Raw genomic sequence first — 26,307 nt, 5'->3', positions numbered from 1 at the left:
GCCGCTACGCCTTCCCCGACGTCACGTCCAGGAGGGCGAGGACGTGCCGAGGGGTCCGGCCGGCGGCGCGGGCGGGGCGGGCGGGGCCGCGGGCTGCGCGTGGGCGCCGGCCGTGGCGTGCACCGTCATCGCGTGCTGCACCAGCGTGATCAGCACCTGCTTCGTGGACTCGCGGCTGCGCGCGTCGCACTGCAGGATCGGGACGTGCGCGCTGATCGACAGGGCGTCGCGGATGTCCTCGATCGCGTACTGGAACTCGCCGTGGAACCCGTTGACCCCGACGACGAACGGCAGGCCCAGCTCCTCGAAGTAGTCGACCGCGGCGAAGCAGTCCTCGAGGCGGCGGGTGTCGACGAGCACCACCGCGCCGATGGCCCCGCGGACCAGGTCGTCCCACATGAACCAGAACCGGTGCTGCCCGGGCGTGCCGAACAGGTACAGGATCAGCTCGCTGTCGAGCGACACACGGCCGAAGTCCATCGCCACGGTCGTGGTGGTCTTGTCGGGGACGGCCGACAGGTCGTCGACGTCCGCGGACGCGGCCGTCATCACCGCCTCGGTGGTGAGCGGCATGATCTCCGAGACCGAGCCCACGAAGGTCGTCTTGCCGACCCCGAACCCGCCGCCGACGACGATCTTGACCGAGGTCAGCTCGGTCTCACCGCCTTGCGGCGGCGGGGCCTGGTCAGAGCTTCCGAAGGCCACTGAGCACCCTTTCTAGCAAGCGGATGTCCGGCTGACCGCCGGAGGTGGTGGAGGGCTGCGACTGGTGCAGGCGCAGCAGCCCCTCAACGGCCATGTCGGCGACCAGCACCCGCGCCACCCCCAGCGGGATGCGCAGCAGCGCCGACACCTCGGCCACCGAACGGGCCTGCCGGCACAGGTCCATGATCGCCCGGTACTCCGGGGTCAGCACGGCCACGTCCCGCGGCGGGTAGGGGGCGGCGGTGACCAGGGCCTCGATGGCCAGGTCGTACCGGGGCTTCGTCCGCCCGCCGGTGACGGCGTAGGGCCGCACCAGCGAGCTGGCCTCGCCGTCGTCCTCCTGCGCGGGGGCACGCCCCGGCACCGGATGCGGTTGCCGGGGGGCGCCCGGCCAGCCGCCGGGGCCCCCGGGGCCGCCTCCGTAGGGACTGCCTCGATCCATGTCGCTGACCTCCGTCAGAGTCAGTCAGGGTCAATAGCGGGCGGGCCCGGCGCCCGTCCCGGTCACGGACGGCCCGTGCGGGTCGGCTCCACCGCGCAACGCCGGGCTCAGCACGCGTCCGACCCGCTCCACCAGGAGCGTCATCTCGTACGCGACCAATCCAAGATCGCAGTCCGGGGCCGCGAGGACCGCGAACACCGACCCGTTCGTGATCGACATCACGAACAGCAGCCCGCGGTCCATCTCGACGACCGTCTGGTTCACGCCGCCCGCGTCGAAGATCTTCGCGGCGCCCTGCGTGAGGCTCATCAGGCCGGACGCGATCGCCGACAGCTGGTCCGCGCGCTCCGGCGGGAAGCCCGCCGAGTACGCCATCGGCAGACCGTCCGAGGAAACCACGACGGCGTGCGCGACCTTCGGGACACGGTCAGCGAAGTTCGTCACCAACCAGTTGAGATCCTGCCCGCTCACCGGGTGCCTCCTGTCTCGCCGTCGTCCTGGGACGGCGCCTCACCTGACGTGCCGCCGCGAGTTTCGGTGCGGCCCCGATTGACGCCGCGCTGCAGGCTCGCGAAGCGGTTTCGCCGGACGTCGGCCGACTGGCCGGGTCCCTGCTGCTCTTCCGGCCGGCCCTGCGCCGGCGCGTCCTGTCCTTGCGTGCCCTGTGCCTGGACGCCCTGGGCGGGTGCGGCCTGCGGCCGCTGCGGCAGGCGACCCGGCGGCCGGGTCCGCCGCCGGCACGGTGGGCGGCTGCGCCGTCCCGCCCGGCTTGCCGACCGCTCCCGGCACGCGGTTCTTGCCGGGCACCCGCTTGGGCAGCCCGACCGACGTGCGCTTCTCCGCAACGGGCTCGCGGGCGGCCTCGGCGGCGCGGAACCCCGCGTCCGCCGGGGACTCCCAGCCCTTCACCGGATCCTCGTTCACCGTCTCCCCCGACCTGCGCTGGAACCATTCCGACTGCATCGCGTCGAAGATCGGTGAGCGCTCGGGCATCCGCGGCGGCCCGGCCTGGGCCTGCGGCGGTGCGGGCGGGGCCGGCGGCGGTGCCGCGGGCATCTGCGCCGGCCGGTCGAACATCGACGGTTCCGGGGCGGGCCGCTCGGGAACGTCGTCGACCTGGTGGCCCGCGAATCCCTGCGGTGCCGCGGCGTCCGGCCGCACGGGCTCCGCGGGGGCGGCGGTCTCGCTCCATCCGCTTCCGGACCATCCCGGCTCGGCGCCGTGCGCCGCGCCGTTCAGGGAACCGTCCGCGATGGTCTGGTCCGCCGGTGCGCCGGTCTGCTCACCGTACTGATCGCCGAGCTGGTCGAGCGGGCCCGTCTCCCAGGGGATGTGCCGTGCCGAACGAGGTTCGGGCACCACCGGCTGCGCCTCGGGGACGACGGGCTCGCCGCCGGGACGGCCGAAGGCGCCGCTCCCCGGCTCGTCCGGCCGCTCGTGGGTCTGTTCCGGCTGCTCGTTGCGCGGCTCGAACAGGCCGTTCGAACCGCCGTCGTCGCCGGGACGCGACGGCAGCTGGGCCCCCGGCTGCCGCACCGGCAGCTCGCCCGGACGGCGCGTCGACGCGCCCTCGTCCGGACGCCACTCCTCGGTGGGCCGCTCGGCCGGGTGCCTGGCCGGTTCGTCCGCCGGGACCCGCGGCAGCGGGCCGGTGGCGGGGCGGGCGGCGTGCGCGCCGGTCCCGCCGGGGGCGCCGAACGGGCCGGAGTCGTTCATGGTCGGCTGGGGGCCGGTGACACCGCGCAGCGGGCGCAGCGGGCCGGTGCCGCCGATCGACGGGCCCGAGCCGAGCGCCGGCATCCCGGCCGTCCCGGGTGTCGTCCTGCTGGACCGCGCCGGTGGCACCGATCGCGGGCGCCTCGGCGGGCGCGGTGAGGGTGGCCAGCGGTCCCTGCTCGGCGGCTTCCCGGCCGGGCAGGCCGCGAGCGCCGATACCGCCCGACTCGCCCGCGCTGACGACGGCGTCCGGCAGGACGACGAACGCGGTGAGGCCGCCGCCCTGTGCGGCGCGCAGCTCGACGCGGATGCCGTGCCGGACGGCGAGGCGGCCGACCACGAACAGGCCCATGCGGCGGGCGGCGCCGAAGTCGATGACCGGGGGGTTCACCAGCCGCCAGTTGGCCTGTTCGAGTTCCTCGGGGGCCATCCCCACGCCGTTGTCGGTGATCTGCAGCATCGAGCCGCCGCCGCTGAGCAGCTGCCCCGACACCGTCACCTTGGTGTGCTCGGAGGAGAACGTCGTGGCGTTCTCGACGAGCTCGGCCAGCAGGTGGACGAGGTCGTTGACGGCCGGTCCGGCGACGGTCATGTCGCCCTGGACCCGCAGCGAGACGCGCTCGTACTGCTCGACCTCCGACAGCGACGCGCGCACGACGTCGATGAGCGGGACGGGCTTGCGCCACCGCCGGACCTGCTCCTGGCCGCCGAGGACCAGCAGGTTCTCGTTGTTGCGGCGCATGCGGGTGGCCAGGTGGTCGAGGCGGAACAGGTTGGCGAGCTGTTCCTCGTCGCGCTCGCTCTGCTCCAGTTCCTCGATGAGGCGCAGCTGGCGCTCGATGAGGGACTGGCTGCGGCGCGACAGGTTGACGAACATCGCGTTGATGTTGCCGCGCAGGACGGCCTCGTCGGCCGCCAGCCGGACCGCTTCCCGGTGGACCTCGTCGAACGCCCGCGCCACCTGGCCGATCTCGTCGGTGGAGTCGATGTCGATCGGCTCGACCTCGATGCCGCCGACGGCGGCCTCCGGGTCGCGGAGCCGGTCGACCAGGCCGGGCAGCCGGGCGCTGGCCACGTCGAGCGCGCCGGACTGCAGCCGGCGCAGCGGCCGCACCAGCGACCGGGCCATGACGATCGTGAGCAGGAGCACGAGGGCCAGCAGGACGACGACGGTGACCACGTCGATGATCATCGACTGCCGGGCGGCCGCGCCGCCCTCGTCGCTCTGCGCCTTGATGTCGTCGGCCAGGTCCTGCTCGACCACGCGCATCTTGTCGATCATGCTGGTCATCGCGGTGCGGATGAACTCGGCCGAGCGGGCGGTGCCGAGCGAGCGGGGCAATGTCCCGTTGGTCACCTCGACGGCGGAGATCACCCGCTGCCGCACCACCCGGGCCTGGTCGACCTCGGTGCCGACGACGGTGTCCTCGAACAACTGGTTCTGTTCCACGCTCGCCGAGCCGCGGAAGGACGCGAGCTCGCTGTCCTCCTGCGCGCGCGCCGCGGTGAGCGCGGTCATCTCGGCCGGTTGCAGCGCCCCGACCCGCGCGCCCACGAGAAGCAGCGCCCGTTCACGGGAGACGGCCTCCTTGGCGCGGGCGAGGGCGCCGAGCGCCCGGCTCGATTCGGCCAGGGCGCCGTCCGCGACGTTCTGCGAGATACCGTCGAGGATGCCGATCATTTCCTCGGCGGCCTCGGTGTACTTCTGCAGCACGATGTACGCGGGGACCCGGCTGCCGACGACGAGCGAGCGCAGCGCGGTGACGCCGTCGAGACGGCTCTGCACCGCCCGGGCGTCGCGGACCGCCTCCGCGCCGTAGGAGCCGTCGATGGCCGCCGCGGCCTCTTGCACCGGCTTGAGCTGGGCGTCCGTCCGCTTCTGCTGGGCCTCCAGGTCCGGCAGCAGCACGGCGGCCCGGCCGGCCGCGCTGTACTCGACCGACAGGTCGCGCTCGGCGGTGAACTCCTGGACGAACCGGGTGATGCCGACGCCCAGCTCCGCCATGCGCTCCACGCGCCCGTACGCCTCCGTCTCGCTCACAGAGCTGGAGATACGTACTCCGGCGAGCGCGACGGCGGCGATCGTCGGGACCAGGATCAGCACGATGAGCCGCTGTGGCACACGCCAGTTCCGCAGGCTCAGCCGACCGCCCGACCGTGTCGAATGATCCGACTGCACCTCGACATTACCGGGTCGAGGACCGTCGCGACCTTCGTCGCTTGGTTGCATCCGCCGTTAACACCCTCTCCACACGATGTTGCACTCTCCGTAGCCTCACCGACGCGAAGGGTTAAAGCGGCATCAGCTCGCCCCTCGGCGCACGCCATTGCAGCACATCCACGGGATAGGCCGCAAAGGACCATAGAACAGGGGATATCCCACAAAGCAACGATTGGCGTTTCATGCCCATATGTCTGATTTGCCGTACACACTTGATCACTCACGGTGCGAGGACCCTCCGCGACCGGACGGCACCGGTGCGTGATACCGGGCCGCTCGCGCGGCCTTCGCACCCGGCGGACCGCCGGAGAACGCGCACCGCGGCCCCGAACCGGCGATTACTCTCCGAATTGGAGTGGCAATGCATAGCGACCGCCCGCACATGTGCCGCGACGGCGACCGGAATGAGTTACTCACCGGTCACCTCGTGGACACCAAGCTCCAGGACACAAGAGAGTCACACAATTCGTACTCAAACCACCCAAGTCACTCGGATCACGGTACTCTCCGGTCGCAGTGATCTTCAGGCGCGGCGATGGGGTGACTTCGGTCGTTCCCCCTGGCTCACGAGTCCCGCCCAGCAGCCCTGCCGAACAACTTCCCCCGTGAGTTAAGGAGCGCCCATGCGGCAATCCCTTCGTCTGTCAGCGCTCGTCAGCGCCGCCGCCCTCGTCGTATCCCTCACCGGCTGCGGAGACTCCGAGTCCTCCGGTGGCGCCAACGGTCTCGAAAAGGACACGATCACGGTGGCCGCCATGCCCCTGGCGGACAACGTGGCGGTGTACATCGCGCAGAAGGAGAAGCTCTTCGAAAAGGAGGGGCTGGAAGTCAAGATCGAGCCCGTCCAGCAGAGCACCAAGGCCATCCCGGCGCTCGTCAAGGGCGACGTGAACGTGATCGCCGGCGCCAACTACGTGTCCTTCCTCCAGGCGAACGAGAAGGGCACGCTCAAGCTGAGCGTCCTGGCCGAGGCCGCCTCGATGACGTCCCACATGATGGACGCGCTCGTGATGCCCGACTCCGACATCAAGACCCCCAAGGACCTTGAGGGCAAGAAGGTCGCGGTCAACATCCTCAACAACATCCAGTCGCTCACGCTGAACGCCATCCTGAAGGCCAACAACGCCGACCCGTCCAAGGTCGAGTACGTCTCGGTGCCCTTCCCGCAGATGGCCACGGCGCTGGAGAAGGGGCAGGTCGACGCGATCCACACCGTCGAGCCCTTCACCTCCGCCACGGAGAAGAACCTCGGCGCCCGCGTGGCCGTGGACGGCGGCACCGAGCCGGTGACCAACACCCCGATCGCCGGCTACATCAGCACGCAGGAGTTCGCGTCGGAGAACCCGAAGACGGCCGCCGCGTTCCAGCGGGCGATCTTCGCCGCGCAGAAGATCGCGTCCGATGACCGCAAGAAGGTCGAGGACATCCTGCCGACCTACACCAAGATCGACGCCAAGGTCGCCTCGGTGATCACCCTGCCGGGCTACCCGACCTCGCTGAACACCACCCGTATGCAGCGGGTCGTCGACCTCATGGAGGCCGACAAGCTCCTCAAGGAGAAGCCGGACCTGAAGACGATCCTGTTCCAGCCGTCGGCCTGATGACGAGGCACTGACGTATATGGCTGACCAGACGACGCCGCCCCGCGGCCTCTCCCGCCCCGGCAAGTGGGCGCGAGGGGCCGCCGGGGTGGCGGCCCTGTTCCTGGCGAGCGAGATCCTCGGCAGGGCGGGGATCGTGGACCGTTCCTATCTGCCTCCGGCGTCGAGCATCGTGACCCGCGCCGTCGAGCTGTTCGGCGACACCGACTTCCTCTTCAACGTCCGCGTCACCCTCACCGCGTGGGCCCTCGGCCTGCTGATCGCCATCGCGATCGCGGTCCCGCTCGGGCTGCTGCTCGGCAGCGTCCCCGCGGTGAACACCGCGGTCCGGGCGATCGTGGAGTTCCTGCGGCCGATCCCGTCGGTCGCGCTCATCCCGCTGGCCGGGCTGCTGCTCGGCTCCGGGCTCAGCATGGAAGTGCCGCTCATCGTCTACGCCGCCTGCTGGCCCATCCTGTTCAACACCATGTACGGGCTGCACGACGTCGACCCCACGGCTAAGGAGACGCTGCGCACCTTCGGCTTCGGCCGGATCCAGATCCTGCTGCGGGTCTCGCTGCCGAGCGCGGCGCCGTTCATCGCGACCGGCGTGCGGCTGTCCGCGTCCATCGCCCTCATCCTCGCCGTCGGCACCGAGATCCTCTCCGGCTTCGGCGACGGCCTCGGCATGTTCATCGCGCAGGCCGGCACCGTGCCGGACGGCACCGTCGACGTCCTCGCGGGCACCGTGTGGGCGGGCTGCATCGGCCTGATCATCGACAGCCTGATGGTGCAGGGCGAGAACCGCGCGTTCCGCTGGCACAAGGCCCAGAGGAGTGGTGCATCGTGACGACGGCCGCCCTTCCCGCGCGGTCGGCGCGGACCGTGCGTCCCGGCGCCTTCGCGTTCCGGCTGGTCCGCGGGCTGCTGCACCGCCTGCTCCCGCTGGCGATCCTCATCGCGGGCTGGGAGGCGGCGACGCGCGCCGCCGACAGCCCGTTCTTCCCGCCGCCGTCCGAGATCGTGCAGCGGATGCGGGAGATGTGGTTCGCCGGTCCGGCGAGCCACCTGTTCCTCAGCTCCGGTGTCCGCGAGGACATCGTGCCGAGCCTGTACCGGATGGCGCTCGGCCTGCTGCTGTCGGTCGTGGTCGGCGTCGTCCTCGGCATGTGGCTCGGCAGGTCGGAGCGCGTCCTGGCCTACCTGGAGCCGGTCCTGCAGTTCGCGCGGGTGATCCCGCCGCCGACGATGGTGCCGGTGTTCATCGTCCTGTTCGACATGGGCACGCAGATGCAGGTGGCCTCCATCGTCTTCGGCGCCGTCTGGCCCGTCCTGCTCAACACGGCGGACGGGGCGCGGGCCGTGGACTCGACCCAGATGGCGACGGCGGAGGTGTTCCGGCTCTCGGGCTACCAGCGGATCCGGTACCTGATCATCCCGTCCGCGCTGCCGAAGATCTTCGCGGGACTGCGCCTCGCGCTGTCCCTGTCCCTCATCCTGATGATCTTCGCCGAGCTCCTCCCGGGCACCTCCGACGGGCTCGGCTTCCAGCTGACGAACGCGCAGAGCATGTCCGACCTGTCGACCATCTGGTCGATCATCGTGCTGCTCGGCATTCTCGGTTACCTGTTCAACACGATTCTGCTCGCGGTGGAGCACCGGGTCCTCTCCTTGTGACCGCGGGGCGCGAAGGGCATAGTCATGACGACAGAGTTCACGGTCAGAGACGCGGTGTTCGACTTCTGCAGGCGCGTGGGAATGACCACGGTCTTCGGCAACCCCGGCTCCACCGAGCTGCGGATGTTCCGCGACTTTCCCGAGGACTTCTCCTACGTGCTGGGGCTGCAGGAGATCGTGGCGGTCGGCGCGGCGGCGGGCCACGCCATCGGCACCGGCAACGCCGGGCTGGTCAACCTGCACTCCGCCGGGGGCGTCGGGCACGGGCTCGGCGCGGTGTTCAACGCCTACCGCGACCGGGTGCCGGTCGTGATCGTCGCGGGGCAGCAGACCCGCGCGATGCTGCCGACGCGTCCGTTCCTCGGCGCCGACGAGCCCGCCCAGTTCCCCCGCCCGTACGTGAAGTGGAGCAGGCAGACCGAGCGCGCCGAGGACGTCCCGGCCGCGTTCGCCGAGGCGTACCGGGTGGCCATGACGCCGCCGCGGGGCCCGGTGTTCCTGTCGGTGCCCGAGGACGACTGGGACCGGCCGGCCGAGCGCGTCCCGCACCGCGAGATCCGGGCGGGCTTCGCGGCGGACCCGGCGGCGCTGCAGGAGACCGCGGACGCGCTCAACGACGCGAAGAACCCGGTCATCATCGTCGGGCAGGGCGTCGAGGACGAAGGCGCGACCCCCCTCGTGGTGAACCTCGCCGAGCGCACCGGCGCGCCCGTGTGGATCAGCCCGCTGTCCGGCCGGTCCGGGTTCCCCGAGGACCATGCCCTGTTCCAGGGCTTCCTGCCGCCCGTCCGGGACCTGCTCGCCGCGCGGCTGGCGGGCCACGACGTGATCCTGGTGCTCGGCGCACCGGTCTTCAACTACCACGTGCACGCCGAAGGCCCCTACATCCCCGAGGGCTCCCGGCTGTTCCACCTCGACTGCGACCCCGACCAGATCGCGTGGGCCCCGGTCGGCACCAGCATCCTCAGCACCGTCCAGGCGGGCGTGTCCGGCCTGCTGGAACTGGTCGACAAGGCCGACCGGCCCGCGCCGGAGCCGCGGCCGCGGCTCGCCGCGCCCGCCGTCGCCGACCCGATCGACCCGGCGCTGGTCATCGAGACGCTGCGGGAGCGGATGCCCGAGGACGGGATCCTCGTGGAGGAGATCCCGAGCCACCGCGACCTGTTCCACTCCCGGTTCCCCATCACCCGTCCCGGCTCGTTCCTCACCATGGGCAGCGGCGTCCTCGGCTGGAGCCTGCCGATGGGCGTCGGCCGCGCGCTCGCCGGTTCCGGCGAGCGGATCGTCTGCGTCCTCGGCGACGGCGCGATCATGTACTCGGCGCAGGCGCTGTGGACGGCCGCGCAGCACAAGCTGCCGATGACCGTGATCGTCATGAACAACGGGGGCTACGGGGCCATCCGGTCGCTCGGCCGCCGGATCGGCATGGACTCGGTGGTCGGCGCCGACATCGCCGGCATCGACTTCGCCGCCCTCGCCCGCAGCATGGGCTGCGGCGGACGCACCGTCGGCACCGCCGCCGAACTGGACGGCGCGCTGGCCGAGGGCCTCGCGCACGACGGGCCGTTCCTCATCGACGTCGGTGTCGCGGCCAACGACGCGGCGATGTACGAGCCGTGGGCCCAGTGACGGTACCCGGACACAGGAAAGGTGGCCGAAATGCTTGAGATAACCGGCCTGACGCACTCCTACTCCGGCGATCACGGGGTCCTGGACGGCCTCGACCTCACGGTCGCCGACGGCGAACTGCTCAGCATCGTCGGCCCATCCGGCTGCGGCAAATCCACCCTGCTGCGCTGCATCGCCGGACTCATCCGACCCACCGGCGGGAAACTCTCCCTCAACGGCAAACCCATCGACGGCGTCCCCGACGACCTCGCCGTCGTCTTCCAGGACTACAGCCGATCACTGTTCCCCTGGCTCACCGTCCGCGACAACGTCGCACTGCCGCTACGGCGCCGCGGCAAATCCCGCACCCAACGCCGGGAGGCGGCACAAGAAGCCCTCGAATCGGTGGGGCTTCCCGACGCGGGCAAGAAGTTCCCCTGGCAACTGTCGGGAGGCATGCAGCAACGCGTGTCCATCGCCCGCGCCCTGGCCTACCGGCCCTCCCTCCTCCTCATGGACGAACCCTTCGGCTCCGTCGACGCACAAACCCGCGAAGACCTCGAAGACCTCGTCCTCAAAGTCCACCGCGACGCCAAAATGACGATCCTCCTCGTCACGCACGACATCGACGAAAGCGTCTACGTCGGCGACCGCGTCGTCGTCCTCAACCGATCCCCCGCACGCGTCCACGCCGACCTCCCCGTCGACCTGCCCACCGAACGCGACCAGATCGAAACCCGCTCCCACCCCGACTTCATCACCCTGCGCGCCGAAGTCGGACGACTCGTACGCGGCGGCGCCAAGGTCCCCGGCGCCGCACCCGCCACCGGCAAGGGCGCCGAGAAGGTCGAAGTCGGCGCCGAGAGCGGCGGTTCCGTCGCCGAGGCCGCCGCGAAGAAGGGCGGCGAGACCGCCGGGTAGCCCTCGCGGGCGCCCCTGCCGGAATCGGACAACAGTTCGAGATCGTCCATCGAGTCGGTGATGATGACATGGCGGGCCGGAGGCGACATCCGGTTCGCCGGTCGTGTCCACGGTGATCCGGCCGCTCATGATCGCCGCCCGCACGGCGGCGATGACACGACCCCGGGGGCGCGGTCGTCCACCGCGGTCTCTCCGCTCCCGGGGACCGACGAAGGGCGATTCATGCGCGTACTCATCGTGGGGGCCGGGATCGGCGGGCTCACCACCGCGTTGAGCCTGCACGAGGCGGGGGCGGAGCCGATCGTCGTCGACGCCGTCCGGGAGCTGCGCCCGCTCGGCGTCGGCATCAACCTGCTGCCGCACGCCGTCCGCGAGCTGACCGAGCTCGGGCTGGGCGGCGACCTCGCCGAGACCGGGATCCCCACCGCCGAGATGGTGCATTTCGACCGGTACGGCGGCCGCATCTGGGGCGAGCCGCGCGGCCGCGACCTCGGCTACAACTGGCCGCAGTACTCGATCCACCGCGGCGAGCTGCAGATGATCCTGCTGGACGCGCTCCGCGAACGGCTCGGCGGCCGTGCCGTCCGTACCGGCACCGTGTTCGAGGGGTTCGAGCAGGACGGCTCCGGCGTGCGGGTCCGGCTGTGCGACCGGGCGTCCGGCGAGGTCCGCACCGAGACGGCCGACGTGCTCGTCGGCGCGGACGGGCTGCACTCGGCCGTCCGCGCCCTGCTGTACCCGGACGAGCGGGCGCCGCTGTGGAGCGGCATCCGGATGTGGCGCGGCGTCACCGAGGGCGAGCCGTTCCTCGGCGGCCGGACGCTGGCCGTCGCGGGCAGCAACGCCGCCGCGAAGATCGTCGTCTACCCGATCTCCATGCGCGCCGAGCGTCGCGGGAAGGCGCTGCTGAACTGGGTGGCCGAGGTGCGGCAGGACGACGACCGGCTGGACCGGACCGCCGACTGGAACCGGAAGGGGCGGCTCGAAGACGTCCTGCCCCACTTCGCCGACTGGACGTTCGACTGGCTGGACGTCCCGGCGATGCTGCGGGCCGCGGCGGAGATCCTCGAATACCCGATGGTCGACCGCGAACCCCTCGAACGCTGGACGTTCGGCCGCGTCACCCTGCTCGGCGACGCCGCCCACCCGATGTACCCGGTCGGGTCGAACGGCGGCTCGCAGGCCGTCCTGGACGCCCGCGTCCTGGTGCACGAACTGGCCGCGGCCGGGCCCGTCGCGGGCCTGGCGGCGTACGAGCGCGAACGCCGCGAGGTCGCCAACTCGATCGTCCTGGCCTGCCGGGACATGCCCGCCGACCGTGTCCTGCACACCGTCAGCCGGCGCGCCCCGAAGGGGTTCGCGGCGATCGAGGACGTGCTGGAGCCCGAAGAGCTCACGACGATCACCAGCGCGTACCGGCGGACGTCGTTCTCGGACGTCGACGCGCTGAACTCGCGCCCGTCCTACACGACCGGGCGCTGACGGCTCACTTCGCCTCGGAGTACCGGTCCACGACCGCGATCTCCATGGGGAACACGACGGGCGTGCCGCCGAACAGCAGGCGGCGCGCCTCGTCCGCCGCCTCCCGCACCGCGTCCGCGACGGCTTCGGCCAGCTCGGCGGGCGCGTGCACGATCACCTCGTCGTGCTGGAAGAACACCAGCCGGGGCGGGCCGAGCGCGGTGAGCCTGCGGCGCAGCTCGCCGAGCAGCGCCAGCGCCCAGTCGGCCGCCGTCGCCTGCACGACGAAGTTGCGGGTGAACCGGCCCCGGCTGCGCAGCTCCCGCGCGCCCCCGTCGTCGGAGGTCAGCGCCCGCCAGCCCGCGGACGGCGGCGGGCACGTCCGGCCGAGCAGCGACCGGACGAGCGCGCCCCGTTCGCCCGCGCGGGCGGCCTCCTCGACGTAGCCGAACGCCTCGGGGAACCGCTGCTTCAGCACCGCGAGGAGCTGCACGGCCTCGCCCGTCCCGCCGCCGTACATCGCCGACAGCAGCGCGATCTTCGCCTTGTCCCGGGCGGCGAGCCCGTTCGGGTCGGCGGTGAACGCCTCGGCGAGCGCGGCGTACAGGTCGCCGTGGGCGGCCGCGTCGGCGAACGCGCGGTCGCCCGCGAGCGCCGCCAGGACGCGCGGTTCCAGCTGGGCGGCGTCCGCGACGACCAGCCGCCAGCCGGGGTCGGCGACGACCGCCCGCCGCAGCACCCGCGGGATCTGCAGGGCGCCGCCCCCGCTGGTGGCCCACCGCCCCGACACCACGCCGCCGACCACGTACTCCGCGCGGAACCGCCCGTCGCGCACCCACGTGTCGAGCCACGCCCACCCGTGGGCCGTGTGCAGCCGGGCGAGTTCCTTGTACTCCAGCAGCAGCGGCACGGCCGGGTGGTCGACCCGTTTCAGCACGTGCGCCCGCGTCGACGGCACCGGCCGCCCCGCCGCCGCGAACGCCTTGAGGATCTGCGCGGGCGAATCGGGGTTGACGTGCACGCGCGGGCCGAACGCGGCGCCGATGCGGTCGGCGAGGTCCTGCAGCCTGCGCGGCCGCAGCCCGCCGGACGGCCGCGGCCCGAGCAGCTCGGTCAGCAGCGCGTCGTGTTCCGCGGCCGACCACGGCAGCCCGTCGTGGCCCAGCTCCGCCGCGACCAGCGAGCCCGCCGACTCGGCCGCCGCGAGCAGCCCGAACCCGTCCAGCCCGGCCATCGCGCTCCGCTGCGCCGCATGCACCTCGACGATCTGGGCGAGGTCGTCCGGCACGTCGTCGCCGGAGTCGCCGAACAGGGACGCCTGCGTCGTCTCCCGCACGGGCGCCGGATCGGGCGGGACGGGCGCGCCGTGCAGCCGCGCCCACGCCGCCGCGACCGCCCGCGGCTCGCCGTACCGTCCGGCGTGCCCGAGCAGCAGGCTCTCGACGAGCTCCAGGTCGTGGCATCGGGCCACCCGCACCCGGCGTCCAGCAGCCGCGGATACAGCCGCGCCGTGGACGGCCACACCCAGCGCGGCGCCTCGGCCCGTTCGGTCTCCGCGATCGCGGCGACCAGATCGGGCACGTCCCGCGCGGGGCCCGCGGGCGCGCCGTCATCGGCGAGGGGCCGCAGCACTCCCCCGCCACCGGCCCCCGCGGCCGCCGCCATCCGCACCCGTCCATTCTGGCGGCGCCCACCGACAGAACGGACCCCTCCGCGACGGGTGGGCGCGGAGGGGTCCGGGTGGGCCAGGGCCGTGGCCCCACTGGTCGGGCGACCGGTCAGGCGACGAGCGAGACCTGCTGCTCGGGCGGCGTCCCGCCGTAGCGGTCGACGACCTTGTTGAGCTGGATCTGGTAGTACAGCACCCCGAAGCCGAGGATGCCGAGCAGGAAGCCGAGGCCGACGCTGCAGGTCGAGGTCAGGCCCGCCGCGCGCTGCGCCTGCCGGATGCGGCCGCCGAGCTTGATCCACATCACCAGCGGCCAGATGCCGAAGGTGACGGCGCCGAACAGCATCGACAGCAGCGCGTTGAGGGCGGAGTCGCCGACCCTCCGGTCGTAGCGGTACAGCTCGGCGTGGACCTTGAAGAACCACACCAGGCCGTAGATGCCGAACGTGATGATGGGCAGGCCGAGCCAGACGCCGACGGGGTTGCGCCGCTTCATGTTGGCGCCGGTGCCGGTGGCGACGGGCGCCGGCTGCTGCGCCGGGGCGGGGGCGTAGCCGCCCTGCTGGTACTGCTGGGGTTGGCCCTGCCCCTGCTGGGGGTAACTCATGTATCGCTCTCCCGAGACGTGATCACCCGTACGATGATCAAGAACTGTAACGTCCCGGGCACCCATCGTGCGACGGAAACGACGAATCTCGCATTCATCGCAACGGAATGCGCACCTCGTCCTCGATCGGCGGGAACGCCTCGTGGTCGCCGCACCCGGTCGCGGCGTGGCATCGGATGCGCAGTTCCTCGGCGGTGACGTCCAGGCGCAGGAAGCTCTTGAAGAACGGCGGCTCGTCCCAGTCGGCCAGCTCCGACCGGAACCGCTGCGGCAGCTTGCGGACCGGCAGCCGCAGCGCGCCGCGCCGCCGCTTGTCCCCGCGCGGCACCCCCAGCGCGAACGCGACGAACCGCGCCCGCAGCGACACGTCGCTCGTCTCGTAGCCCCGGCCGGGCTCGATGCCGAGGCGCCGCCGCACCGCCGCCGTCGCCTCCTCCGGCGTGAGGTCGAACAGTTTCGGCAGCCGCAGCCACCTCCCGTACAGCCTGCTGTAGCGCGACAGGGAGTCCCCCCGCAGCGGGTAGCAGCGGAACTCGTCCTCCCGGACGGAACGCGTCCGCGGAATCGTGTGCGTGGCGTGCATGAACGCGCCCCCGCCGCCCGCGACGATGTACTGCAGCGTCCGTCCGTCTCCGCGGCTCATCGGGTACCGCTGGTAGTTGTGGATGTCGCCGCCGATGGCCGCCACGTAGTTGTGCGCCGGGTCGCGGACGACGTCGTCGACCGTCCCGCCGCCCTCGACCGGGCACGGGCGGTGTTCGTCGTCCACGTACAGGGGCTTGCCCGTGACCAGGAGTTTCGGCTTCGGTCCGGCCGACACCTCCCGCAGCCACTCCCCCTGGTCGCGGTCGATCCCGCCCTCGATCCCCGTGTCGATGCCCACGATCCGCAGGGACGGAGTGTCGATCACCCAGTACGGCCCGGGCTGGCCCGTCCGCTGCCCCGCACCGCCCCGGTACGTCCGCCGCGCCTCCGCGACCGCGCCCGCGTCGACCTCCCCGGCCTCGCGCCACGCCAGCCGGGCGAGCCACCCGAACGGCCCGCCCCACTTCGGGGGCGAACAGTCCATGTCCAGCCCGCAGAACACGTGCAGGAAACCCCGCAGGCCGTCGTACCAGTCGTGGTTCCCCGGCACCGCGTACACCGGCCCGGGGAAGTCCTTGTAGGGGCGGAAGAACTTCTCCGGGTAGTGCGCCGCTTCCCCGGCCGGGTAGATGACGTCGCTCGCGATGATCATGAAGTCGGTCCCGGCGGCCGCGTTCAGCAGCGGCGGCACCACCGCGTACTGCGAGCGGTCGCCCTCGCCGGTGTCGCCCAGCAGGACGAACGAGAACTCCGGCGCCGGCCGGTGCACGGTGAACGCCGCGGGGGTGCCGCGCTCCCGCAGCGCCGCGACGCACCGCCGCCGGATCGCGTCCGACGGATCCCCGAACCACTTCGCGATGACGTCGTTGCGGGACCGCCACAGCACCCGCGGCCGCCGCCAGGAGAAGTCCGGTACCCGCTCGGGCAGCAGTTCGTTGAACGTGCCGGGCCGCCCGCACCCCCACCCGGCCCCGGCCTCGGACGTCCGCGAGTTCCCGTCGCCCCCCGCCATGCCGTCCGAACCGTCCGATTCCTCAGCACGCACAGGGGACCTCCGGGGGGAAGGGGCAACACGAGGATTCTAATGACGATCTCGTGCCGCTCCAGGAAAACACAGCAGCGCCGGCGCCACCCCCAGAGACGCCGGCGCTGCCACGTGGAGGGCGTCCGCGGGAATCATGAGTCCCCCCAGAACGGCGAAGAATCGCCTTCTCATGATGCGTCCGCAGACGGCCCCAAGGTCCCTTAGCGGGACGTATACGACGCTATCCGGATGGCCGTAATGGCCGCGTAAATCACCCCAAACGCGGGGGCCAAATCTCATATCCGCAGCTCAGAGCCCCACGACGCGCAGGGCGCCCGGGAGGACGCGGGCGGTGACGGGGAGGGTGCCGGGGAGTTCGCCGTCTGCGCCGTAGGGGAGGGTGCGTCCGGGCGGACCGGCGAGCTCGATGCGGACCTCGCGTCCGCGCAGGACCTCGACCTGGGGGCGCCGGACGTGCGTGCCCGCTTCGAGTTCGCGCATGACGGCGAAGAAGAGCGGCTTCGGGGCCGAGCGGATCAGGACGACGTCGAGGAGGCCGTCGTCCACGCGGGCGTCCGGGGCGATGTGCTTGTTGAAGCCGTAGTAGCCGGAGTTGGCGGCGATGACGCTGTACCCGCGGAACCGGTGCTCGGCGCCGTCCACGGTGACGCGGTAGTCGGCGGGGCGCCACGCGGCGATGGCGCGCAGGGCCCCGGCGTAGTAGGCGGCGGAGCCGCGCAGGACGCGCGACCGGTTGGCGTTGGCGTTGGCGACGGCGTCGACGCCCGCGTAGACGCTGCCGAGGACGGTCGTGCCGTCGGCCTTGATCGCGTCGACGGCGCGCGGTTCGCCGTCCAGCAGGAGGCGGGCGAGGGCCGCGGGGTCGGCCGGGACGCCGAGCTGGCGGGCGAAGTCGTTGCCGCGCCCGGCGGGAACGATGCCGAACAGCGCGTCCGTCCCGGCGAGGGCGCCGCCGACGCAGCCGACCTGCCGTCGCGCCGACGCCGAGGACGACGCGTCCTCGGCGGCCGCGTGACGGGCGAGGTCGGCGGCGTGCGGCAGGCCGCGGCTGTACTCGACGGCGAGGTCGGCGCCCGCGTCGCGCAGCGCGCGGGCGAGCGGGACGAGCGAGGCGGCGGACGCCGAGCCGCCCGCGGCGGGGTTGACGATCGCGGTGAACGCGCGCGGCACGGTCACTCCCCCGGGACGAGGACGCCGGGGTTGAGGATCCCGGCCGGGTCGAGGCGGTCCTTGACGGCGCGCAGGACGGCCGCGCCGAGGGGGCCGATCTCGCGTTCGTACCAGTCGCGGTGGTCGGTGCCGACGCCGTGGTGGTGGCTGATCGTCCCGCCCGCGTCGGCGATCGCGTCGGACGCGGCGTGTTTCGCCTTGTCCCAGTGCGGGAGCGGGTCGTCGCCCTGGTCGGAGACGACCGTGAAGTAAAGGGACGCGCCGGAGGTGTACACGTGCGAGATGTGGCACATCACGAGGGGCGGCGTGCCGGCGCCGGACAGGGTGCCGATGAGCGCGTGCCGGACGGCCTCGTACAGCTCGGGGATCCGCGACCAGAACCCGGCGGTCTCCAGCGTCTCGACGAACGCGCCGACGTCCAGCAGCGAATCGCGCAGGTACGGGGCGTTGAAGCGGCCGTGCGCCCACTTCTCGCCGGGTTCGGCGCCGAGCGGTTCGCCGCCCGCGTCGAGCAGCGTCCCGGCGGCGCGGGCGCGCCGGTCGGCGACCTGCGCGGGCGTCCCTCCGAAGCCGAGCACGGCGAGGCAGCCGGCGGCGCCGGAACCGGCGCGAGGGCGGCCGGGTCGGCGAGGCCGATCATGGTCTCGGTCTCGTCGGAGAGCCGCAGGACGGCCGGGAGCGGGCCGTCCTGGGCGAGGCGGCGGAGCGCGGCGGCGCCCTCGGCGAAGGACGCGAACCGCCAGCCCTCGTAGGCGCGTTCCTCCGGGATCGGGTGGATCCGGACGGTCACCGAGGTGATCACGCCGAAGGCGCCCTCGGAGCCGAGGACGAGCTGGCGCAGGTCGGGACCGGCGGCGGACTTGGGCGCGCGGCCGAGGTCGAGGGGGCCTTCGGGGGTCGCGACGGTGAGCCCGACCACCATGTCGTCGAACCGGCCGTACCCGGCGGACGCCTGGCCGCTGGAGCGCGCGGCGGCGAATCCGCCGATCGTCGCCCATTCGTACGACTGGGGGAAATGTCCGAGCGTGTACCCGTGTTCGGCGAGGAGCGCCTCGGCGTCCGGTCCGCGCAGGCCCGGCTGGAGGACGGCCGTGCGCGACTCGGCGTCGACCGAGACCAGCGCGTCCATCCGGCGCAGGTCGAGCGCGACGAACCGGCGGGCGCCCTCGGGGGCGAGGCCGCCGACGACCGAGGTGCCGCCGCCGAACGGGACGACCGCGATCCGGTGGGCCGCGCAGGCCCGCAGCACCGCGAGGACCTCGTCGTGCCCGCCCGGCAGGACGACCGCGTCGGGTGCGGCGGACGTCTCGCCCGCGCGCACACGCAGGAGGTCGGGCGTCGACTTGCCGCGCGTGTGCCGGACGCGCGTCTCCGCGTCCGTCCGGACGTGTTCGGCGCCGCCCGCGGCTTCGGCGAGCGCGCCCAGTTCGTCCGCTTCCAGCCGGGGTTCGGCGGGCGTGACGCCCGCGAGGTCGACCGGGGGCGCGTCGCCCGTCCGCACGCCGAGCAGGTCGCGCAGCAGGCCGACGACCGCCTCGGGCAGCGGCGCCGCCCGGTCGGGGTCGCCCCAGCCGCTCCACAGCATGTCGCGCGTCTCCACCCTGCCTCCCGGCTCGTCGTCCCATGGGGGCTTACACTGTGACACATGACGTCGAACCGTCACAATGGGACCGGCGCCCGAACCGCCGACGACACCGTCCTGGACGCCGCCCGCGACTGCGTCCTCGCCGTCGGGGTGCGGCGGACGACGCTGACCGACATCGCCCGCCGCGCCGGCGTCTCGCGGATGACGCTGTACCGCCGCTGGCCGGACGTCCGGACGATCGTCGCCGACCTGATGACCCGCGAGTGGGTCCGGATCGGCGCCTCCGTGCAGCCGCCGGACGACGGCCGTCCGGTCCGCTCCCGGCTGGTGGACGGTCTGGTCGAGGGCGTCCGTACGTTCCGCGACCACCCGCTGCTCCGCAAGATCGTCGACGTCGACCCCGAACTGCTGCTCCCGTACGTCCTCGACCGGCTCGGCGCCAGCCAGCGGGCGTTCCTGGAGCTGTTCGAGGACGCGATCACCGCCGGGCACCACGACGGGACGATCCGTCCCGGTCACCCCGCACGCCAAGCGCGCGCGCTGCTGCTGGTCGTCCAGTCCTACGGCCTGTCGGCACGCACCGTGATCGAAGAGGACGACCCCGAGCTCACCACCGCCGCGTTCGACGCCGAACTCCGCGAAACCCTAGACCGGCTCCTGGCCCCGTGACCGCCCGAAGGAGAAGCCACGCAATGACTGATGCACCCGGACGGTCGTCGCTGAACCGGGCGCGGCGCGAGCGCGAGCTGGCGGCGCTGCCCGACGAGGTCGTGGACGTCCTGGTCGTGGGGCTCGGCGCCACGGGGGCCGGGGCGGCGCTGGACGCGGCGACGCGGGGGCGGGCGGCTCTCGGTCGCCGCGATCGACGCGCACGACCTGGCGTTCGGGACGTCGCGGTGGAGTTCGAAGCTGATCCACGGGGGGCTGCGGTATCTCGCGTCCGGGCAGGTGGACGTGGCGCACGAGAGCGCCGTCGAGCGCGGGACGCTGCTGACGCGGACGGCGCCGCACCTGGTGGCCGCGCAGCCGTTCGTCCTGCCGCTGACGCCGCTGGTGCCGCGCTCGCACGCGCTGGCGACGCGGGCCGGGCTGCACGCGGGGGACGCGCTGCGGCTGGCCGCGCGGACGCCGCGGGCCGCGCTGCCGCGTCCTGCGCGGGCTGTCGGCGGTCGAGACGCTGCGGGCCGCGCCCGCGCTGCGCCGGCTGGGGCTGCGCGGCGGGCTGCTGTCCTGGGACGGGCGGCTGGCCGACGACGCACGGCTGGTCACCGCGATCGCGCGGACGGCCGCCGCGCACGGCGCGCGGATCCTGACGCGGTGCCGCGCGGTGACGCTGGCCGGGGACGGCGCGCTCGTCCGGGACGAGGAGTCCGGCCGGGAGTTCACCGTGCGGGCGCGCGCGGTGGTCAACGCTGCGGGCGTGTGGGCGGGCGGCCTCGTGGACGGGGTGCGGCTGCGGCCGTCGCGGGGGACGCATCTGGTGGTGCGGCCGGAGACGATCCCGGGGCGGGCGGGGATGCAGATCCCGGTGCCGGGCGAGTTCGGCCGGTTCCTGCTGGTGCTGCCGCAGGAGGACGGCCGGGTGTACGTGGGGCTGACCGACGAGCCCGCCGACGGGCCCGTCCCGGACGTGCCGGAGCCGACGGCGGGCGAGATCGGGTTCCTGCTGGACGTGCTGGGTGCGGCGCTCGAAGTGCCGGTTCGGCCGTCGGACGTCGTGGGCGCGTTCGCCGGGCTGCGCCCGCTGCTGGACACGGGCGCGGACGGCGGGACGGCGGATCTGTCGCGGCGGCACGCGGTGCTGACCTCGCGGGACGGGGTGGTGACGGTCGTCGGCGGGAAGCTGACCACCTACCGGCGGATGGCGCAGGACGCCGTGGACGCCGCCGTGCGGGGCCGCGGGCTCGCGGCGGGGCCGTGCCGGACGGCGCGGATCCCGCTGGTCGGGGCGGCGGCCCCGGACCTGCTGGCGCGGCTGGACGCCCCGCAGCGGCTCGTCCGCCGGTACGGGGCGGAGGCTCCGCTGCTGGCAGCGCTCGGCGCGGCCGATCCGGCGCTGCTGGAGCCGGTCGTGGCGGGGCTGCCGGTGCTGGGCGCCGAACTGGCGTGGGCCGTCCGGCACGAGGGGGCGCTGGACGCGGGCGACGTGCTCGACCGGCGGACCCGGATCGGGCTCGTGGCCGCCGACCGTGCGGCGGCGCTTCCGGTCGCGGAGGCGCTGACCAGGGCTTCCGTCATGTGAGGAGAGGGATTCGGCGGGTATGACTTTTGCCACCATCGCTGGTCCCGCGGCACTCTGTTAGGTTAACCTAACCTAAGATGCCAAGATCGGCGGGGGGTTTCTGTGACGCGCGGCAAGGGCTGCGGGCATTGCCCGGGCAGCCACACCGGCGAGCGGCCGTGCCTGGCGAGCGCCACCACGAAGGCCCGCTCCTGGCTGCTCATCGAGCACCCGGGTCCGTGGCCGGTGCGCGTCGAGGACATCACCGGCCCGGCACCGGTCGTGCAGGCCCTGCACGCCGCGCTGCGGGCGGGCGTCCGGCCGCAGCTCATCCGCCGGACCGGCCGCCGCCGCCCGACGCCCCCGATGCAGGTCTACGCGGCGTTCTCGCAGGGCGACCGGGTGTGGATCGAGGGACGCAAGCTGGCCGATCCGGGCGAGCTGGCGGCGCTCGATCTGGACGCCCTCGCGGCGGGGCGCTCGCCGGGCCTGGGGGCGCCCGTCGTCGACCCCGTCCTGCTGGTGTGCACGCACGGCAAGCGCAACGCGTGCTGCGCGCGCACGGGTGCTCCCCTCGCGCGGGCGCTGTCGTCACGTTTCGGTCCGCTCGTGTGGGAAACCACCCATGTCGGCGGTGACCGATTCGCGGCGAATTTGGTATGTCTCCCTCACGGCTTGTACTACGGCGACCTCGGCGAGACCGAGGCGACCGCCGCCGTGCACGCCTACCTCCGGGGCGAGGTCGTCCTGGAGCGGCTGCGCGGACGGGCGGGGACGCCGGAGCCCGCGCAGGCCGCCGAGCACTTCGTCCGGGCGCACACGGGACGGCTCGAACTGGACGCCGTGACCGTGGAATCGCTCACAGGGACATCCCGGTACGAAGCGCTTGTCACCGTTCGGGAGAGCCGTTACCGGGTCGTCTTCGAGGCCGTGCAGCAGGCGGCCCCGTGCGGACCGGAGTGCGGAGAGAACCTCGAAACCTACATTGTTAGGGACCTCACCCTTCTCAACGCGGCGGCCCTCGTGTAATCTCACGGAGGCCCCATTCGAGGGCCTCCGTGTCGCACGTCCCCAGGATTCCGGAGTAACCGGACGGGGAACAGAGCGGCAACTCCAGACGTTGGACCTTTCGGCGCTTCGCTTCTGACAGTCGTCACGTGAAGCACGTTGAGCGTCCATGTCCTTTGTTCAGTACGAACCAATCTCAAGGTGGGTGTTCCATGGCTCAGGTACGTCGGCAGGCAAACCTCCCTCGTCCCAGCTGGGGCTGGCAGGACGCCGCGGCGTGCCGGGGGGAAGACCTCGTCCTCTTCTTCGGTCCCGACGGCGAGCGCCAGCCCGAGCGCGAGATCCGCGAGCGCAAGGCCAAGCAGATCTGCATGGGCTGCCCGGTCCGCACGGATTGCCTGGACTACGCGGTGTCCCGGCCCGAGAAGTACGGCACGTGGGGCGGCCTCAACGAAGACGAGCGCGCGTCCGAGCGCCGGCGCCGTATGCGTCGCGCCAACGCCGCCTAGCCGACCGCGAACCGGGCGGCCCGCCCCGCGAGACGAACGCCTCGCGCGAAACGGCCGCCCCGACGCTCCCAGAACCACCCCGGCACGCCACCGAGAAACGTCACGCCCCGCACCCGGCGGGGCCGTTCGCATTGCCCGTACCCGGTCCCGATGGACCGGGTACGGGTGTTTGCGGCACTCTTGACCCCTTCCGGGATTCCCGAATTACCGGGCGGCCGCCTTTTACCGCACCGAGCGGTGCCGTGAGAGCAATTTTCGGAAATTCATCTGGATCCATTGTCCGGGGTCGACACTCGCCCGGCGCGTTCCAGCCAGCCGATCACGTCGCGGTCGGTGAGCTGATCGAAGTCCCGGTACCACTGCCCGACGGCGCGGAAGTCCCACGGCGCCGCCGGCACCACGAGATCGTCCACTTCCGGCTCCAGCCGCTCGACGGTCTCGGCGGCGCCCACCGGCACCGCCAGCACCAGCCGCGACGGGCTCCGCTCCCGTAGCGCCCGCACGGCCGCGCGGGCCGTCCCGCCGGTCGCCAGGCCGTCGTCGACCACGACGACGGGCCGTCCGGACGTCCGCGGCAGCGGCCGCCCGCCCCGGTACGCCTTCACCCGGCGGTCCAGTTCGGCGCGCTCGGCCTCGATCGTGGCACGCAGGTCGTCCTCGGTCAGCCCGAGCCGCCCCAGCAGCCCCTCGTCGTACACCGGAGCGCCGCCCTCGGCGATCGCCCCCACGCCCAGCTCGGGCTGCGGCGGGTAGCCGATCTTGCGGGTCACCAGGACGTCCAGCGGCGCGTCCAGCCGCCGCGCGATCTCGTACCCGACGGGGACGCCGCCGCGCGGCAGCGCCAGCACCGGGGCGCCCTCCAGCCCGAGCGGCGCCAGCCGCTCGGCGAGCACCCGGCCCGCCTCGGTCCGGTCCGCGTACGGCAGCCGCACCGTCTCGTCCCGCTGGATCTCCTCGCGCGTCCTGTTCTTGGTCCTGTCCCAGGGCATCGCGCACACCCCCTCCGGGGTCGCTTGCACCTTCACCCCGGAGCCCTACCCCGCCCGGCGGGGATTTGTCAGGAAGAGAGCCACCTGAGCGGGTTGTCGTGAAGGATCCCGTCAAGGGTGGCGTCGTCGGCCCCGGCGGCGCGCAGCGCGGGCAGGAACGTCTCGAACAGGTAGCCGTACCCGGCGCCGCCGTAGCGGCCGACCTGCGTCATGCGGGACACGCCGGTGCTCAGCAGCACCCGGTCGGCGTGCCCGGCGTCGAGCATGTCCATGACGGCGCGGACGCGGGCGCCGAGGACCGTCTCGTCGTCGCCCGCCAGGCCCAGCGTCCCGAACGAGACGTACGCGCCCGCCTCGGCGATCTTGCGGTGCTGCCCCGGGTCGTCCACCCGGTCCTGCTGGCCGACGGCGACCCGCTCGGGCGCCAGCCCGGCCACGGTGAGGATCTCCAGCTGCGCCAGGCCCGCGCGGCCGTAGGTGGCGACCGGCAGCCCGGAGTAGCGGGCGGCGCGGGCGGCGGCGCGCAGGCACAGCTCCTCGGTCTCGGTGGGCGCCTCGCCCCACGTGCCGATCTCGCCGATCACGCCGGGCAGCGCGTTCGTCCCGTCCATGCCGAAGCCGATCTCGGCCAGCAGCCGCTCGGCGAGCCGGTCCACCGCGGACGGGCCGGTCCCGGCCTCCGCCGCGGCCAGCGCCTCGCGGACGAACGCGGGGTGGAACGGCTCGGTGAACACGCCCGTCGCGGCGACCACCGCGACCCGGGCGGCGGCCGCGACGCGGGCGAGCGACGCGGCGTCGCGTCCCATGCCCGAGCAGGTCAGATCGACGACGAGGCCGAGCCCGTGCTCCGCGCGCAGCGCCGCCAGCTCGTGCTTGACGGCCTTCTCCTCGTCCAGCCAGCGGCGGGGGTCGGAGCCGACCAGCGCGGGCCGCGACGGCCACCGCAGATCGAGGCGCAGATGCTCGTGGGAAAGCACCGGACCGGTGATGTCGGACGTCGCGATCGTGCCGGTCACGGTCCGGATCCGGCGGGTCTCCTCACGAAGGGTCATGTACGCCGAGGTTACGACATGTTTAGCCTTTTCATGGGTTTAACCGGCGGAGTTTTTACCCTCCGTTGCATCACCCTCACCTGCGTCCTCGCCGTCCTGCGCTTCCCGGACGGCCCGCGCGCGCGCCGTCCCCGCGCTGGGCCACAGCCGGTCGATCTCCGCGTTCAGCGCCGCGCCGATCAGCACCGCGAACGCCGCGACATAGAGCCAGGCGAGCACGGCGATCGCCGCCGCGAGCGACCCGTACACCGACACCCCGCGCAGCGACCCGGCCAGCCAGATCCGGAGCGAGAAGCTGCCCGCGATCCAGATCAGCAGCGCCAGCACCGCGCCCGGCACCTCCCGGTACCAGGCGGTCCGCACCGGGACGCTCATGTGGTACAGCAGCGCGAGGAACACGATCGACCCCGTCACCACCACCGGCCAGTACAGGATCCGGACGAAGTCGGCGCTCTCCGGCAGCACGTGCGTCACCAGCGTCGGCCCCAGCACCAGCAGCGGGATGACGACCAGCATCACCAGCAGCCCGACCAGGTACAGGAAGAACGCGCGCAGCCGCGTCCGGATCACCCCGCGGACGCCCGACAGCCCGTACGCGATCGTGATCGTGTCGACGTACACGTTCGTCGCCCGCGATCCCGCCCACAGCGAGATCAGGTACCCGATCGACACGATGTTGGCGTTGCCGCCCTCGATCACGTCGTCGATCAGCGGGACGACCACCGAGTCGACCGACGGGCCGGTCAGCACCGTCCGGGCCTGCTCGATCGCCCACGAGCGGATCTCGCCGACCGTCCCGGCCCCGAGCGCGCCGCGCAGGTGCCCCATCGTGCCGATCAGGCCGATCACCAGCGGCGGCAGCGACAGCAGCGCGAAGAACGCCGCCTCGGCCGCGAGCCCGGTGACCCGGTGCCGGAACGCGGTCACGGTCGTCCCCTTGACCAGCAGCCACGCCACCCGCGGGACGGCCCGCGCTCCGCGGACCGCGCCGCGCCGCTCACGCGCGCGCCGCCCGTCCGGGCAGGCCGCGCCGCGGCCCCGAGGGGCCCTCGTCTGGTTCCGCGTCCCCGGCCGAGGGGACGTCCTCCGCGTCGGAGACGGTCGTCACACCGCCTCACCGTAGAGCGTGCGCCGCCCGCGACGTCCCGGACCGCCCGATTTTCCGCCCCGCTCCGCGCCTCGCACGACTCCCCCGTTCGACCGTCCGTCCCGTCCCGTTCCGCCGGATGACTCCTCTGACGCAGCCGGGCACCGGCCCGCCCAAGATCATTGCAGCCGCCGCGTTCCCTCCCCCGAACTCACCTACCCCCGGGCGAGCCGCCCCTCCCGGACGCGCCGGGCGGGGAGCGTGGCGCGGGGCACAGGGGACGGGGGGGTGAGCATCGCGATTCATCGGGGACAATGGAACCGTGATATGCGAGCCGTGCCGTGATCGCCGCCACGAGGAGTGCCGTGGCGGTTCGTGGTGCGACTGCCAGCACCGGGACGGACCGGCGACGCGCGAGCCGACGACGCGGTCGGACGCGCGGGGCGACC

The 26,307-nt window shown here is 73.0% G+C and carries 21 protein-coding genes and 2 pseudogenes; 10 read left to right on the top strand and 13 right to left on the bottom strand.

Going from position 1 to position 26,307, the window contains the following annotated elements:
• Window positions 1-21: 21 nt before the first annotated feature.
• The 5 genes from BJF79_RS26500 to BJF79_RS26480 are packed head-to-tail and all read right to left on the bottom strand — an operon-like array spanning window position 22 to window position 4,985.
• Entirely contained in the window at window positions 22-651 is a 630-nt protein-coding gene (locus BJF79_RS26500; RefSeq protein ID WP_075901437.1) for a GTP-binding protein, read from the bottom strand.
• A 34-nt stretch (window positions 652-685) separates the two neighbouring features.
• A complete protein-coding gene (locus BJF79_RS26495; RefSeq protein WP_075901401.1) occupies window positions 686-1,147 on the bottom strand; it encodes a DUF742 domain-containing protein in 462 nt (153 codons plus the stop codon).
• A 30-nt stretch (window positions 1,148-1,177) separates the two neighbouring features.
• Complete coding sequence (locus tag BJF79_RS26490) at window positions 1,178-1,618, bottom strand: roadblock/LC7 domain-containing protein (protein WP_075901399.1); 441 nt, start codon at window positions 1,616-1,618, stop codon at window positions 1,178-1,180.
• 39 nt (window positions 1,619-1,657) lie between these two features.
• Window positions 1,658-2,509 (bottom strand): hypothetical protein, encoded by an 852-nt coding sequence (locus BJF79_RS61710; protein ID WP_143220181.1) that lies wholly within the window; start codon window positions 2,507-2,509, stop codon window positions 1,658-1,660.
• Window positions 2,430-4,985, bottom strand: coding sequence for a nitrate- and nitrite sensing domain-containing protein (locus tag BJF79_RS26480; RefSeq protein WP_158079295.1), 2,556 nt, complete (start codon window positions 4,983-4,985; stop codon window positions 2,430-2,432). The genes BJF79_RS61710 and BJF79_RS26480 overlap by 80 nt, the downstream gene beginning before the upstream one ends.
• A 722-nt stretch (window positions 4,986-5,707) precedes the next feature.
• Between BJF79_RS26480 and BJF79_RS26475 the strand changes: the two genes are divergently transcribed.
• The 6 genes from BJF79_RS26475 to BJF79_RS26450 all read left to right on the top strand — a co-directional run bounded on the left by BJF79_RS26475 (window position 5,708) and on the right by BJF79_RS26450 (window position 12,352).
• Complete coding sequence (locus tag BJF79_RS26475) at window positions 5,708-6,685, top strand: ABC transporter substrate-binding protein (RefSeq protein WP_075901393.1); 978 nt, start codon at window positions 5,708-5,710, stop codon at window positions 6,683-6,685.
• Between the two features lie 19 nt (window positions 6,686-6,704).
• Window positions 6,705-7,514 carry an ABC transporter permease gene (locus BJF79_RS26470; RefSeq protein ID WP_075901391.1) on the top strand — a complete coding sequence of 270 codons (810 nt, stop codon included), beginning with the start codon at window positions 6,705-6,707 and terminating at the stop codon, window positions 7,512-7,514.
• On the top strand, window positions 7,511-8,341 hold the full coding sequence (locus tag BJF79_RS26465) for an ABC transporter permease (protein WP_083733946.1): 831 nt from the start codon (window positions 7,511-7,513) through the stop codon (window positions 8,339-8,341). The genes BJF79_RS26470 and BJF79_RS26465 overlap by 4 nt, the downstream gene beginning before the upstream one ends.
• Window positions 8,342-8,365: 24 nt before the next feature.
• The gene (mdlC, locus tag BJF79_RS26460; protein WP_075901389.1) at window positions 8,366-9,970 is read left to right on the top strand and encodes a benzoylformate decarboxylase; all 1,605 of its coding nucleotides are present in this window, start codon (window positions 8,366-8,368) and stop codon (window positions 9,968-9,970) included.
• Window positions 9,971-10,000: 30 nt separating this feature from the next.
• Window positions 10,001-10,870 (top strand): ABC transporter ATP-binding protein, encoded by an 870-nt coding sequence (locus BJF79_RS26455; RefSeq protein WP_075901387.1) that lies wholly within the window; start codon window positions 10,001-10,003, stop codon window positions 10,868-10,870.
• A 222-nt stretch (window positions 10,871-11,092) separates the two neighbouring features.
• Window positions 11,093-12,352, top strand: coding sequence for a flavin-dependent oxidoreductase (locus BJF79_RS26450; protein ID WP_075901385.1), 1,260 nt, complete (start codon window positions 11,093-11,095; stop codon window positions 12,350-12,352).
• Between the two features lie 4 nt (window positions 12,353-12,356).
• Here BJF79_RS26450 and BJF79_RS26445 read toward each other — a convergent pair whose 3' ends face one another.
• The 5 genes and pseudogenes from BJF79_RS26445 to BJF79_RS26425 form a co-directional block, all read right to left on the bottom strand.
• Complete coding sequence (locus BJF79_RS26445) at window positions 12,357-13,808, bottom strand: bifunctional 3'-5' exonuclease/DNA polymerase (protein WP_316043436.1); 1,452 nt, start codon at window positions 13,806-13,808, stop codon at window positions 12,357-12,359.
• A 301-nt stretch (window positions 13,809-14,109) separates the two neighbouring features.
• A complete protein-coding gene (locus tag BJF79_RS26440) occupies window positions 14,110-14,607 on the bottom strand; it encodes a DUF4234 domain-containing protein (protein ID WP_075901383.1) in 498 nt (165 codons plus the stop codon).
• A gap of 94 nt (window positions 14,608-14,701) precedes the next feature.
• Window positions 14,702-16,204, bottom strand: a complete 1,503-nt coding sequence (locus tag BJF79_RS26435; protein ID WP_075901381.1) for a metallophosphoesterase family protein — start codon at window positions 16,202-16,204, stop codon at window positions 14,702-14,704.
• Between the two features lie 321 nt (window positions 16,205-16,525).
• Complete coding sequence (locus BJF79_RS26430) at window positions 16,526-17,407, bottom strand: diacylglycerol kinase family protein (RefSeq protein WP_075901433.1); 882 nt, start codon at window positions 17,405-17,407, stop codon at window positions 16,526-16,528.
• Window positions 17,408-17,409: 2 nt separating this feature from the next.
• Window positions 17,410-18,992, bottom strand: a pseudogene (locus BJF79_RS26425) (FAD-binding oxidoreductase).
• Window positions 18,993-19,052: 60 nt separating this feature from the next.
• Here BJF79_RS26425 and BJF79_RS26420 point away from each other — a divergent pair.
• The 4 genes and pseudogenes from BJF79_RS26420 to BJF79_RS26405 all read left to right on the top strand — a co-directional run bounded on the left by BJF79_RS26420 (window position 19,053) and on the right by BJF79_RS26405 (window position 22,730).
• Entirely contained in the window at window positions 19,053-19,661 is a 609-nt protein-coding gene (locus BJF79_RS26420) for a TetR/AcrR family transcriptional regulator (protein WP_075901379.1), read from the top strand.
• Between the two features lie 23 nt (window positions 19,662-19,684).
• Window positions 19,685-21,234: pseudogene (locus tag BJF79_RS26415) on the top strand (glycerol-3-phosphate dehydrogenase/oxidase).
• Between the two features lie 102 nt (window positions 21,235-21,336).
• Entirely contained in the window at window positions 21,337-22,242 is a 906-nt protein-coding gene (locus tag BJF79_RS26410; protein ID WP_075901377.1) for a sucrase ferredoxin, read from the top strand.
• 191 nt (window positions 22,243-22,433) lie between these two features.
• A complete protein-coding gene (locus BJF79_RS26405) occupies window positions 22,434-22,730 on the top strand; it encodes a WhiB family transcriptional regulator (protein ID WP_075901375.1) in 297 nt (98 codons plus the stop codon).
• A gap of 263 nt (window positions 22,731-22,993) precedes the next feature.
• On the opposite strand, the gene BJF79_RS26400 is transcribed toward BJF79_RS26405, so the two are convergent.
• The 3 genes from BJF79_RS26400 to BJF79_RS26390 form a co-directional block, all read right to left on the bottom strand.
• Complete coding sequence (locus BJF79_RS26400) at window positions 22,994-23,719, bottom strand: phosphoribosyltransferase (RefSeq protein WP_083733941.1); 726 nt, start codon at window positions 23,717-23,719, stop codon at window positions 22,994-22,996.
• A gap of 68 nt (window positions 23,720-23,787) precedes the next feature.
• Window positions 23,788-24,771, bottom strand: a complete 984-nt coding sequence (locus BJF79_RS26395; protein ID WP_075901373.1) for an aryldialkylphosphatase — start codon at window positions 24,769-24,771, stop codon at window positions 23,788-23,790.
• A gap of 39 nt (window positions 24,772-24,810) precedes the next feature.
• Window positions 24,811-25,728, bottom strand: coding sequence for a YihY/virulence factor BrkB family protein (locus BJF79_RS26390; RefSeq protein WP_075901371.1), 918 nt, complete (start codon window positions 25,726-25,728; stop codon window positions 24,811-24,813).
• Window positions 25,729-26,307: the final 579 nt, after the last annotated feature.

This window comes from Actinomadura sp. CNU-125 (assembly GCF_001942465.1).
Lineage (GTDB): Bacteria > Actinomycetota > Actinomycetes > Streptosporangiales > Streptosporangiaceae > Spirillospora.
The sequence above is the reverse complement of the archived record's forward strand: the minus strand, read 5'-3'. Positions and strand labels throughout refer to the sequence as shown.

Bases quoted from the DNA above. Each gene is read 5' to 3' on its own strand.
- BJF79_RS26470 (WP_075901391.1), top strand. From the start codon at position 6,705: ATGGCTGACCAGACGACGCCGCCCCGCGGCCTCTCCCGCCCCGGCAAG.
- BJF79_RS26475 (WP_075901393.1), top strand. From the start codon at position 5,708: ATGCGGCAATCCCTTCGTCTGTCAGCGCTCGTCAGCGCCGCCGCCCTC.
- BJF79_RS26420 (WP_075901379.1), top strand. From the start codon at position 19,053: ATGACGTCGAACCGTCACAATGGGACCGGCGCCCGAACCGCCGACGAC.
- BJF79_RS26405 (WP_075901375.1), top strand. From the start codon at position 22,434: ATGGCTCAGGTACGTCGGCAGGCAAACCTCCCTCGTCCCAGCTGGGGC.
- BJF79_RS26495 (WP_075901401.1), bottom strand. From the start codon at position 1,147: ATGGATCGAGGCAGTCCCTACGGAGGCGGCCCCGGGGGCCCCGGCGGC.
- BJF79_RS26395 (WP_075901373.1), bottom strand. From the start codon at position 24,771: ATGACCCTTCGTGAGGAGACCCGCCGGATCCGGACCGTGACCGGCACG.
- BJF79_RS26455 (WP_075901387.1), top strand. From the start codon at position 10,001: ATGCTTGAGATAACCGGCCTGACGCACTCCTACTCCGGCGATCACGGG.
- BJF79_RS26450 (WP_075901385.1), top strand. From the start codon at position 11,093: ATGCGCGTACTCATCGTGGGGGCCGGGATCGGCGGGCTCACCACCGCG.
- BJF79_RS26435 (WP_075901381.1), bottom strand. From the start codon at position 16,204: ATGGCGGGGGGCGACGGGAACTCGCGGACGTCCGAGGCCGGGGCCGGG.
- BJF79_RS26400 (WP_083733941.1), bottom strand. From the start codon at position 23,719: ATGCCCTGGGACAGGACCAAGAACAGGACGCGCGAGGAGATCCAGCGG.
- BJF79_RS26440 (WP_075901383.1), bottom strand. From the start codon at position 14,607: ATGAGTTACCCCCAGCAGGGGCAGGGCCAACCCCAGCAGTACCAGCAG.
- mdlC (WP_075901389.1), top strand. From the start codon at position 8,366: ATGACGACAGAGTTCACGGTCAGAGACGCGGTGTTCGACTTCTGCAGG.